Annotated in this window: 6 protein-coding genes and 1 pseudogene; 4 read left to right on the top strand and 3 right to left on the bottom strand. The window is 37.0% G+C overall.

Annotation, left to right across the window (positions count from 1 at the left end; all coding sequences use genetic code 11):
• Positions 1-12: 12 nt before the first annotated feature.
• From HNS40_RS01575 to topA, 3 genes are all read right to left on the bottom strand, one after another.
• Entirely contained in the window at positions 13-519 is a 507-nt protein-coding gene (locus tag HNS40_RS01575) for a YkgJ family cysteine cluster protein (RefSeq protein WP_172276580.1), read from the bottom strand.
• A 430-nt stretch (positions 520-949) separates the two neighbouring features.
• Complete coding sequence (locus HNS40_RS01570) at positions 950-1,840, bottom strand: glycosyltransferase family 2 protein (RefSeq protein WP_172276576.1); 891 nt, start codon at positions 1,838-1,840, stop codon at positions 950-952.
• A 95-nt stretch (positions 1,841-1,935) separates the two neighbouring features.
• Positions 1,936-4,281 carry a type I DNA topoisomerase gene (gene topA, locus HNS40_RS01565; RefSeq protein ID WP_172276570.1) on the bottom strand — a complete coding sequence of 782 codons (2,346 nt, stop codon included), beginning with the start codon at positions 4,279-4,281 and terminating at the stop codon, positions 1,936-1,938.
• A gap of 355 nt (positions 4,282-4,636) precedes the next feature.
• Between topA and miaB the strand changes: the two genes are divergently transcribed.
• The 4 genes and pseudogenes from miaB to HNS40_RS01545 all read left to right on the top strand — a co-directional run.
• On the top strand, positions 4,637-5,977 hold the full coding sequence (gene miaB, locus HNS40_RS01560) for a tRNA (N6-isopentenyl adenosine(37)-C2)-methylthiotransferase MiaB (RefSeq protein WP_172276564.1): 1,341 nt from the start codon (positions 4,637-4,639) through the stop codon (positions 5,975-5,977).
• Between the two features lie 156 nt (positions 5,978-6,133).
• Positions 6,134-7,246: a glycosyltransferase family 87 protein gene (locus tag HNS40_RS01555; protein WP_172276558.1), complete on the top strand. Its 1,113-nt coding sequence runs from the start codon at positions 6,134-6,136 to the stop codon at positions 7,244-7,246.
• Between the two features lie 213 nt (positions 7,247-7,459).
• A complete protein-coding gene (locus tag HNS40_RS01550; protein ID WP_172276551.1) occupies positions 7,460-9,520 on the top strand; it encodes a BatA domain-containing protein in 2,061 nt (686 codons plus the stop codon).
• A gap of 47 nt (positions 9,521-9,567) precedes the next feature.
• Positions 9,568-12,195: pseudogene (locus tag HNS40_RS01545) on the top strand (DNA gyrase/topoisomerase IV subunit A); the annotation flags it as partial.
• Between the last annotated feature and the right edge of the window lie 123 nt (positions 12,196-12,318).

Here is a 12,318-nt window from a genome sequence, read left to right as displayed (position 1 = left end):
CCAGAAATGCTTTTAGAATAAGGAGACTCCAAAGTATTCGGACAGTAATTTATCGAGTTCCTCAATTTCGGATATTAATTGGGGGTGTTTTTGTCTGAAGGAGGATTCTGACTTGTTTTTCCTCATCAATTTCTTTAATTCAAGTATCTTGAAGTGAAAAGAAGGGTATTGTAATTCAAAATCTAGACCAGTTAACTGCTTTTCTATGCTGAGCCTTTTTTGTTTCACCACATTGATGACTTCTATGGCTGAATCAAAATCTATTTCCTTTTGTTGGAGTGATTTCAGAAGCTTGCAATTGAAATTATCACAATGTTTTGGTCTTTGGGAATAGATGGTGCAGCCATCAGCACTGAGCTTCTTGCAGGGTTCGAGAAAAAAACCTTCACCATTGGTTTCTGTGATATCCATTAATCCTCTCATTACAGAAAGCTCTTCTGCCTCGAGCTGAACAAAGCCAATCATGGTTCCGTTGCAACAGATTCCACAAGGCAAGCATATATTTAAAGACTCATTCATGTATGTTAAATTTAAAATTGACAAACAAGAATGATTTCCTCATTTATATTCGGCGAATGTAGGGATAAACAAGATAGTGTGCTGTGTTTAATTTCTAGACTGATTTTATTGGCCACGAATGCACGAATGATTCTTTAAATGTAAAATGGTTCTATTTCACGAATGTTAAAGTGGAGTTTATTGAGTGTGTAGTTTGTCGATGAATTGTTTGGATTGAATAATTGCCCTATTCTTTTAAATCGTATTTTCATTTAAAGAATATCCTTTAGAGGAGGGCTTTGAAACGGCAATTCTGGAGAGTTAAGTTAGGTCAAATATTCCAAAATACTAGTAGCACAACTCTTCGAGTTTTTGCTTATCAATGCTGTGAAATCAATTACAAAGCCAGCCAAAGTCCAATGGCAAAAAGCTAAAAGCAAACAGTCACCTCTTAACTTCCCATCAGACTCTTCAATCCCTTCAGCTTATTCAAAAACTTCTTTGAGGAGCTCATACCCGGAGTAGCAGTCTTTCCTGTATAATCTTCTCCACGCTCTAGAAAGTACTTGGTGAAGCTACCCGAGGTCATTCCCCATTTCATAAGGAAAGTATGGGCGCCTTTGTTTTTCTTTACCCTTCCGGTGGATTTGCTACCAAAATGATAAACACGGCTTTTGGCCACTCCTTTAAACTCTCTTACACCTGCATCCCAGAATTTCTTGCTTAAATCGGGATCAGAATACATGCCCGGATGAAACTCGGGGCTCATGCCGCCAACCAAATCCCACATGTCGCGATGCATGAGGTTTGGAGGCCATGTGCTGCCTTTCCAGTCGGTTTTCTCTAGGGCTTCGAAATTGGCAAGGAGCTCTTCCTCTCGAAAATCTTCCAAACGCTCCCCAAAGGGTGCTACAATCACCGATTTGTTTCTAGTCTCGAAAGGTTCTATCATAGTGGAGGATAGCATAAATTCAGCATGTCCTATATTTTTAACCTCATCCATTAAATATTGATCCCAATGGGGAAGGAGGTACATATCGTCGTTGGCATAAAGAATATATTCCGATTTAAGGAGTTGACGAGTACTATTGAGGCCATAACAAATTCCAATATTCTCCTGAGCATAAACATAGTCCAAATCAGATTGTTCTTTCACCCATTCCAAACTTCCGTCATTGGCTTCGTTGAGGATGATAATAATCTGATGTTTCAAATCGCTATTTCTACGTATGCTTTTTACACAAAGCTTTAGGTAAGGCAAGTTATTCCACGATGGAATAATAAGTGAAAAAGCGGGTTTAAAACTGATGTCACGACTAAATCTGCTGATTTTTTGGAGCATATCTTTTATTCAATTATAGGTTTGCAAATATAAAAAAAACGTCAAAGACTGAGCTTTCGCTGTTTTTGACGTTTTTTAGCATGACCAAAGATTGATTATCTCTTCTTCTTGGTCTTGTCTTGTTCTTTGATCAACTTCTGGCATTCTTCCAAAGTAATGGCTTTTGCTTTTTCCAAATAGGCTTCAGCAAGTTTATCTTTGTCTTTAATACCTGTTGGTTTAGCAATTTTATAGTTGCCTTTTTTGAATTTAATATAAGGGCCCCAACGTCCTTTTAGAATGGTTAATTCTGGCTCTTCATCAAATCCTTTAATGAATTTCTCTATATCTTTTTGTTTCTTTTCTTCAAGTAGTTCTACCGCTCTGTCAAAATCAACATCAGCAGGATCTTCACCTTTAGGGATAGAGGCAAATACTTTATTATGACTCACATAAGGACCAAAACGTCCGATGGCTACATTCACTACTTTACCATCAATTTCTCCCACTTTTATAGGGAATTTGAACAGTTCTAAAGCCTCCTCTAAATTGATTTCTGTAATGCTTTGTCCTTTTTTCAAACTTGCAAAGCGTGGTTTTTCTTCATCCTCAGCTTCGCCAATCTGAACCATAGGGCCAAATCTACCAATGCGAGCATAAACATTCTTTTCAGACTTAGGATCAATCCCTAAAAGTCTCTCTCCTTTTTCGCGCTCCGCATTTTCAATGGTGTGGTCTACCTGAGTTTTGAATGGCTGGTAGAAATCGCTAATCATTTTATTCCACTGGGTCTTACCTTCGGCAATAGAATCAAATTCTTTCTCTACCTTGGCAGTAAACTGATAATCAAGAATGTCCTTGAAATGTTCAGAGAGGAATTTATTAACTAAAGTACCAATGTCTGTTGGTAATAGTTTGTTTTTGACAGCGTTATATACTTCAGCGTGAATAGCTTCAGTGATTTCATTGCCACTTAGGCGAAGCTCATTAATATTTCGACTTAATCCATCTCTGTCTTCTTTAATAACGTATCCTCTTTTTTGAACCGTGCTAATGGTTGGGGCGTAAGTTGATGGACGACCAATACCCTGTTCCTCTAGTTTCTTTACTAAGCTGGCTTCAGAATATCGTGGAGCATGTTTGGTGTATTTTTCAGTGGCCATCATGCAATCCAAATCCAAAGGCTGTCCATCTTTCAATGGAGGAAGCATTCCTTTTGTTTCGCTGCTGTCGTTATCGTCATCTTTCGATTCCATATATACTTTCAAGAAACCTTCGAAAGTGATCACTTCACCTTGAGCTCTCATTTTCTCGGGTGACTTAGAAATCTCTATATTAATAGTAGTCTTTTCAAGTTTTGCCTCTGCCATTTGAGAAGCAATAGTACGCTTCCAAATGAGTTCGTATAGCTTTTGCTGACTACTATCTCCTTTTATGGTTTTGTTCTCTAAATAGGTAGGTCTTATGGCTTCGTGAGCCTCTTGAGCACCTTTGGTTTTAGTGGCGAAAACTCTAGTTTTGCTATATTCAACACCGTAGTTTTCGGTGATCACCTCTTTTGCTTTGGCAATCGCTAGTTTGCTCAGGTTCACAGAGTCAGTTCTCATATAAGTGATATACCCTGCTTCATATAACTGCTGAGCAACTACCATAGTCTTGCTCACACCATATCCCATTTTTCTACTGGCTTCTTGCTGTAGTGTGGAAGTAGTAAAAGGAGGGGCTGGTGATCTTTTTCCAGGCTTTTTCTCAACTGCATCAACCTTATAAGTAGAGGCCATGCAAGTTTCTAAAAATGCCCTAGCTTCTTCTTTGGTTGCAAATCTTTTTGGAAGTTCAGCTTCTAATACGGTTCCAACACCATCAATTAAGAATTTGGCGATTACCCTGTAGGCAGATACAGGTATGAATGCTTTAATTTCTTCTTCTTTTTCTACGATGAGACGAACAGCAACAGACTGTACACGACCAGCAGAAAGAGAGGGTTTTACTTTTCTCCATAATACAGGAGATATTTCGTATCCAACCAAGCGGTCTAAAACACGGCGTGCTTGCTGGGCATTTACTAAGTGTACATCGATATCTCTCGGATTTTCGATGGCATTTAATATTGCAGGTTTTGTAATCTCATGAAAAACGATGCGGCGTGTTTTTTCTGTTTTGAGATTAAGAGCATTGAATAGATGCCAAGCAATGGCTTCTCCTTCGCGATCCTCATCCGATGCAAGCCATACCATATCGGCTGCCTTTGCATCTTTCTTTAATTCGGCGACTAATTTCTTCTTATCTGCAGATACTTCGTAATTGGGTATAAACCCATTCTTAATATCTACGCCAAAATCCTTCTTTGCCAGATCCATCACATGACCAAAACTTGATTTTACCATGAAATCTTTGCCTAAAAATTTCTCTATAGTTTTGGCTTTGGCGGGTGACTCAACAATTACTAAATTCTTTGCCATATATTGTACTGCTCCTTTTTAGATGTTCTGTTTTACGAAAAATACCAGCGAATGAATGCTATTTACGGTTTTATTTCTTCGAAATTTCGCGCAAAGTAACACATAAATATTTTATTTATCCAAATCTATTCTTCTTTTGAAAGAAAAAATATGTACTTTTGCGCCCCATTGGGATGGTATAACTATCTAATATTCATATATTTAGAAATATTTAACAAAAAAATGTTTGTTTATCCCAATCGTTAATTCTTTCAGGTTCTATAAAATACGGATGATTAAAGTAGACAATGCACTGGTTTGTAATCCATTTTAGAATTGAAATAAAATTGTTTAAATAACTAAAAAACAAAGCTTTATGGACTTAAAACCCATTAATAAAAAACTATATATAGAAACCTATGGTTGCCAGATGAATGTATCGGACAGCGAAATTGTGGGTTCCATTATGAAAGGAATTGGCTACGAACAAAACGATAGTCCAGAAGATGCCGATGTGATTTTTATCAATACCTGTTCTATTCGTGATAATGCCGAGCAAAGAGTAAGAAAGCGTTTACATGAAATTAAAAAGATGAAAAAGCGTAATCCCAATCTCACTGTTGGTATTTTGGGTTGTATGGCCGAGCGTTTAAAGGAAAAACTCATAGAAGAACAAGAATTTGTTGATTTGATTGTGGGGCCTGATGCTTATCGTGAATTACCAGGTTTGATTAAAACCGTGGATTCTGGTCGAAAAGCCATTAATGTTTTATTGAGCGAAGAAGAAACCTATTCCGAAATAGAACCTGTTCGTTATGGTGATAATGGGATCTCTGCCTTTATTAGCATCATGCGTGGTTGTCAAAACTGGTGTACCTATTGCGTGGTTCCTTTTACCAGAGGGAAGGAACGTAGCCGTGACCCTCACACCATTATTAAAGAAGCAAAAGAATTATTTGCAAAAGGATATAAGGAGGTGACTTTATTAGGCCAAAATGTGAATTCTTATAAATGGGATTCTGAAGAAGATAAGGTGGGTTTTCACGATTTATTGAGAATGGTATCAGAAGTGTCTCCACTATTACGTGTGCGATTTGCCACTTCTCACCCAAAAGATATTTCAGATGATTTAATTAAAACTATTGCAGCACACCATAATATCTGTAATTATATCCACCTTCCAGTTCAGTCGGGGAGTTCTGCAGTACTGAAAAAAATGCATAGAAAATATACCCGAGAATGGTATATGGAGCGCATTGAAACCATTAAAAAACATATTCCAGATGTGGGATTGTCAACTGATATTATTGCAGGATTCTGTAGCGAGACAGAGGAGGATCATCAAGAAACCTTGAGTTTGATGGAATGGGTCGCTTACGATTATGCCTTTATGTTTAAATATTCTGAGCGTCCAGATACCATTGCAGCAAAGAAATTTGATGATGATGTTCCGGAGGAGGTTAAAAGCAGAAGATTACAAGAAATTATAGAGCAGCAGCAGAAATCAGCATTGATGCTTAATAAGCAAGATATTGGGAAAACCTTCGAAGTTTTAGTAGAAAAAGTTTCTAAGAAGTCAGACGAGCAGTTAGCCGGTAGAAATAGCCAGAACAAGATGATAGTATTTCCAAGAAAGGATTATAAACCAGGTGATTATGCCATGGTGAAAGTATTAGATTGTACTGCTGCTACCCTTATTGGTGAAGTGGTTGATTAGTTAATGAAGCTTCTTAAATACCAATAGATAAATAGGATTAAAATATATAATTTCGCACCATAATTGTTGAATATTATGGTGCGTCTTTATTTACAAAGGTTTTTATCCAATAGAAAAGCGATTTTCATCTTTATTAGTATGCTAACCATACTAGTGATGTCTACATTATTATTTAGAGGTGAAAAGACTTTTGGTGTAGATGAAAATCTATATTCTCACTATAATAATTATGAGATATTTAAATACTCTCATCATCATCTTTTCCAGGGTAAAAATCTCTATGTCATTCATCCTACAGAACACTTTGATTTTTTTAAATACTCTCCAAGTTTTGCGGTTTTTTTTGGGGTTTTTAGCCATTTTCCCGATTGGATAGGGTTGATGCTCTGGAGTTTGTTAAATGCGCTATTATTGGTCTATTCCTTCTATTATTTACCGCGGATTTCTAATTTCTCAAAAGGCCTGATGGTGATGATAGTCTTGCTTGAATTAATCACTGCCTTGCTCAATGCGCAATCCAACGCGTTATTAGCGGCCTTGATGATTCTGAGTTTCGGAAAAATGGAGAAAGGAAAAGAATTTTGGGCCAGTTTTTTCATGGTGAGTTCTGTCTTTATTAAGGTGTTTGGATTAGTGGGTTTTGCCATCTTTTTGCTTTATCCCAAGAAATGGAAAGTGGTATTATATTCCTTCTTCTGGTTTGCGGTTTGGTTGATTCTGCCTTTGGCATTTATCAATTTGGAGAAATATCAATTTTTGGTAGAAAGCTGGATGAATCTTTTAGGAGCAGAGAAAATAACCTATCTCAATTTCTCGTTTTTAAGCGTGCTAAAGCTCATTTCTTCAGTTCCTATCAATAACTTGTTTATTCAGGTCTTAGGAGTGGTGGTGTTTCTAATTCCCATGCTCTTTTGTAAGAAATATCAATTCTATAGATTCCGATTACTTACTCTAGCTTCCATATTGATATGGGTGGTTATTTTTAATCATAGAGCTGAATCGCCTACTTTTGTGATTGCCATGGCAGGAATTGCTATTTGGTTTGTGGCTAGTCCTAAGAATAAATGGAATATTGCGCTTTTTGCTTCATCTATTATTCTCACCTCTTTGGCACTTACAGATGCTTTTCCACCCATTGTTCGTCGTGAATTTATTGTTCCCTACTCCGTTAAGGCTTGGCCTTGCATTGCTATTTGGTTTAAAATAGTATACGATATGTTAATGTTAAGAGAAGATGTGGCTGGAGATTTACTGGCTATTGAGAAATGATAAGCTGTTATTGGGTTTTATATCTATTGTAATATTCTATAAAACAGCTTTCTATAATAAATGTTAGCTTAGTTTTAAAAAGCTTAGTTTTTTCAGTGATAATTATGGGAATGTGTCGCGGATAAAAGTGTTTAAATCTTTTCGAAAGCCTTATTTCTCAATTAAATGAAATGCCTTATTTTTGTGCTTTTCCATAAATTTTGATACTTAAACATGGAGTTTTTATACCCAAATATTTTATACGGATTATTTGCAGTGGCTATTCCCATATTAGTCCACCTTTTTAATTTCCGAAAGTATCAGAAAGTTTACTTTAGTAATGTGGCACTTTTAAAAAGTATCCACAAAAAAACCAAGAAACAATCTCAGCTGAAACATCTTATGGTGTTGTTAATGAGGTTGTTAGCTATTGTTTTTGTGGTTTTGGCCTTTGCACGTCCTTTTATTCCAAAAGAAAATGCAGCTATTGAGAAGCAAGAGCATCAGATGGTGAGTTTGTATTTGGACAATTCCTTTAGTATGACTCATATGGGGGAAAATGGAAGTTTGCTCAACGAAGCTCAAAACATGGCTTTGAATATCTTAGAGTCTTATGAGAACAGCGATAAATTCCATTTGATCACTAATGAAATGGATGCGCGTCATCACCGTTGGTTTAATAAAATGGAAATGGCTCAACATATTATGGAAGTGGAGCCGGTTTATATGCAACAAGATATAGAGGAGGTTTTTCAAAGAGAGCAGATGCTTCGAAATCAAGATGAATTGCTTTCCAATAAAGCCTATTTCTATCTTCTTTCCGATTTCCAGAAAAATGCTAGTTTCAATAAAAACATGGTGGTAGATTCCAATCTGCTCGTCCGACTATTACCGCTTCAAAACAATCCCGTTAATAACCTTTCTGTTGATAGTGTTTGGTTCGAGCATCCTGTTCAGCTTCCTCAAACCGTATCGGTTTTACATGTTCTATTAAGTAATAATGGAGAGGAGGACCAGAATAGCATTCCGCTTAAATTATTTATTCAATCGCAGCAAAAGGCTGTTTTAACAGTGGATTTAGAAGCAGGAGAAAGTCGAGTCTTTGATTTGTCTTTCACCAACGAGGAACAAGGCCATTTTACAGGAAGAATAGCAATAGAAGATTATCCAATTACTTATGATGATAGATTATTCTTTGGCTTTCAGGTTCGTGATTTATTTCAAGTGGCAGTGATTTCCAATGAAAAATCCAATGCCTATCTCAATCAGCTTTTTCAGGAGGATACCCTCATCCAATTAACTAATTTCACCGCTAATTCTGTTGATTATAATCTACTCGCTCAGCAAGATTTAATCATAGTAAATGGCATTGGAGAAATGGGAAGTGGCTTGGCTAAAGAGCTTGCCGACGACGTGAGATCTGGAACTCAAGTTTTATTTATTCCTTCAGAAAAAAATCAGTATCATTCTTGGTTAAGAATAAACAATTTGCCCAGCTATCAATCAATGGATAGTGCTTCAGTACGTTTAAATGAAATCAATAAAGAGCTATCCTTCTTCGAAAGGGTATTCCAAAAGGAATGGGCGCAAAGCGATAAAAATCAGAAGATAGATTTACCCATGATTTATCAATATTGGCCCATTAATCTGCAGTCAGCTAGCTCCACCTTGAGCTTATTACAAACCAGAAGTGGTAAGACTTTGCTTAGTGAATCGGAAATGGGAAAAGGAAAAGTATATCAATTGGCTTTCCCATTGCAGGCTTCGTATAGTCAGCTGCCACAACATGCTTTATTTGTGCCTGTAGTATATCAAATGGTGATGCAATCTAAAGATCAGAAACCCATGTACGAGGTTTTGGGCTCTGGAATTCCTGTTGAGGTAAAGATAAACCATGACGATAGAGCTCAAGATGCGGTTGTATATTTGAAACAGGGCGAGCAAATGTGGATTCCAGAGATGAAGCATAAAAGCTACCAAGAATATACTTTGCTTCATGTGCAATGGCCCAATGATGGGATTTTTCAAGTGCAGTATCAGGAAAACACAACCGAAGAAATTGCTGTAAACTATAATAGAAAAGAATCGGATTTTAGAATATGGTCACCAGAAGAGCTCTCCAATAAGATAGCCCAGAACAATTGGCCCAATTTTCAGATGATAAAATCTTCAGCCAAACAAATCACTGCTCAATTGATTCAGATGGATCAGGGATTTAGTCTTTGGAAATGGTTTCTATTTTTCGCAATTATATTTATTTTTGTGGAAACTATGATATTACGATTTTGGAAATAGATTTTTTGGAATAAATGAATTAGAGCACAAGCATAAAATTAATAAGAATGGACGACGAACATATTGACCCTCTAGATGAGAATCTAGAGCCAGACGAAGATTTACGTGAGGAGGAAAAAAAACGGGGTGAAATGCAAAAGGCATTGCACCTTTCGGGCATGTATGAGAACTGGTTTCTCGACTATGCTTCCTATGTGATTCTGGAGCGTGCAGTTCCCGATATTCACGATGGCTTAAAGCCTGTTCATCGTAGAATATTACATTCTATGCGAGAAATGGATGATGGCCGCTATAATAAAGTAGCCAATATCATTGGAAATACCATGAAGTATCACCCCCATGGTGATGCCAGTATTGGTGACGCTTTGGTTCATATTGGTCAGAAAGATTTATTAATAGACATGCAGGGGAACTGGGGGAATATCCTTACAGGTGACCGTGCCGCTGCTTCTCGTTATATTGAAGCACGTTTGTCAAAATTTGCTTTGGAGGTGGTGTTCAACCCCAAAACAACTACCTGGAAATCGTCCTATGATGGTAGAAATGATGAGCCTGTTGCTTTACCCGTTAAGTTTCCATTATTGCTGGCACATGGGGTAGAAGGTATTGCCGTTGGTTTGGCATCTAAGATATTGCCTCATAATTTTATTGAGTTGATAGATGCTTCTATTTCTGTTTTAAGAAACAAAAGTTTTGAACTTTTTCCTGACTTCCAGACTGGTGGTTTGATAGATGTAGAAAGGTATAAAGATGGCTTAAGAGGAGGGAAAGTAAGGGTGAGAGCTCGTATTGTTCAGGAGTCCGCCAAATTACTTAAGATTACTGAGATTCCTTTTTCCAAAACCACATCCAATCTAATCGATAGCATCCTCTCTGCCAATGATAAAGGTAAGATTAAGATAAAAAAGATTGATGACAATACGGCTCAAGATGTAGAAATATTGCTCCATTTGGCACCTGGTGTTTCTCCAGATCAAACCATAGATGCCTTATATGCTTTTACGGATTGTGAGGTGAGTATTTCACCAAACTCTTGTACCATCATGAACGATAAACCTCAGTTTCTTGGGGTTAAGGAAATGCTTCGATTCTCAGTTGAGCAAACGGTGAAGCTTCTGAAAATGGAGTTGGATATCAAGAAAGGGGAGCTACTAGAGCAGCTGCATAACCTATCTTTAGAGAAGATTTTCATTGAGAATAGAATCTATCGTGATATTGAAACTTGTGAATCCTTTGAGGAGGTTATTGTTGCTATTGATGAAGGATTAAAACCTTTTGTAAAGGATTTTATTAGAGAGGTGACTCGTGATGATATCATCAGGTTAACAGAGATTAAAATCAAGAGAATATCCAAGTATAATAGCTTTAAGGCTGATGAGCAGATTTTTGCTTTGAATGAGGAATTAGCTAAAGTAGAATTTCATTTAGCCAATTTAATTGATTATGCGATTGACTATTATAAATTAATTAAGAAGAAATACGGAAAAGGAAAAGAGCGTAAAACGGAAATTAGAAATTTCGAAAGCATTAATGCGGCAACCGTAGCTGTTGCGAATACTAAACTATATGTTAATCGTGAGGATGGCTTCGTAGGAACTGCACTAAAGAAAGACGAATATGTAGGTGTTTGTTCCGATATAGATGATATTATCGTCTTTATGCAAGATGGTAACTTCATGGTCACCAAGGTGAGTTCTAAAACCTTTGTGGGTAAGAATATCATTCATGTGGATGTGTTCAATAGGAGCGATGACCGTATGACCTATAATATGGTTTATCGGGAAGGTAGAGGAGGGAATTACTATGTGAAACGCTTCCCTGTAACTTCCATTACTCGCGATAAGATGTATGATCTTACCACGGGTAAAAAAGATTCCAAAGTGATTTATTTCACAGCCAATCCGAATGGGGAAGCCGAAGTGATTAAGATATACTTAAGAGCAGAACCCAAGCTCAAGAAAACTGTTCTCGACTTCGATTTCAAAGATTTATCTATTAAGGGAAGAGGTTCAAAAGGAAATATTCTCACCAAGAAGTATATCAAAAAAATCATAGTAAAAGAAGACGGAGTGAGTACTTTAGGCGCTATTGATATTTGGTATGACGAGACGGTGAAACGCTTAAATACAGAAGATAGAGGCCTTTATCTTGGTGCTTTCAAAGGGGAGGATAGGATTTTAACCATCCTTAAAAACGGGCATTATCAGCTTTATAATTTCGATATCAGTAATCATTTTGACGATCAAATGATTCACATTGAAAAATATGATCCTAGAAAAGTAATGACTGTGGTTTATGTGGAGCCTTCCACTAAATTGCCCTATGTGAAGCGTTTTTATCTCGATGAAACCGATAGGAAAGTCTGTTTTGTTGGTGATGAAAATGGTCGTATGTTAGAGTATAGCCTCGATTATTTAGCTCAACTTGAGTTGACTACCGGAAAAGGAAAAGATTCCAATGTTGAAGTAATTCATGTGGATGATTTCATTGGCATAAAAAGCCTTAAAGCTAAGGGAAAACGCTTGACCAATGATAAAGTAAAATCTTTAAAATGGGCTGCTCCCTTAGCTTATGAATACCCTTCTCTAGATGATGATACAGAAGATGACAATGTAGAGGAAACAGCAGTAGAATCAAATACGAAAGGAGATACCATTGAGGAGGACTCAGGAAAACCTATTCCTGTAATTGAAGAAAAAGCTCCTGTTCTTAAGGAAGAAGTTCAAAAAGAAAAGGTAGAGGAGGAAGAAACCCCAAAGGCCAAACTAAGAGAGCGGCCAAGTATTGAGGAAAAACCT

It is taken from the genome of Lentimicrobium sp. S6, assembly GCF_013166635.1.
Lineage (GTDB): Bacteria > Bacteroidota > Bacteroidia > Bacteroidales > UBA12170 > UBA12170.
This window is presented reverse-complemented; position numbering and strand designations above follow the sequence as displayed.

Bases quoted from the DNA above. Each gene is read 5' to 3' on its own strand.
- HNS40_RS01575 (WP_172276580.1), bottom strand. From the start codon at position 519: ATGAATGAGTCTTTAAATATATGCTTGCCTTGTGGAATCTGTTGCAAC.
- topA (WP_172276570.1), bottom strand. From the start codon at position 4,281: ATGGCAAAGAATTTAGTAATTGTTGAGTCACCCGCCAAAGCCAAAACT.
- miaB (WP_172276564.1), top strand. From the start codon at position 4,637: ATGGACTTAAAACCCATTAATAAAAAACTATATATAGAAACCTATGGT.
- HNS40_RS01555 (WP_172276558.1), top strand. From the start codon at position 6,134: ATGTCTACATTATTATTTAGAGGTGAAAAGACTTTTGGTGTAGATGAA.
- HNS40_RS01570 (WP_172276576.1), bottom strand. From the start codon at position 1,840: ATGCTCCAAAAAATCAGCAGATTTAGTCGTGACATCAGTTTTAAACCC.
- HNS40_RS01550 (WP_172276551.1), top strand. From the start codon at position 7,460: ATGGAGTTTTTATACCCAAATATTTTATACGGATTATTTGCAGTGGCT.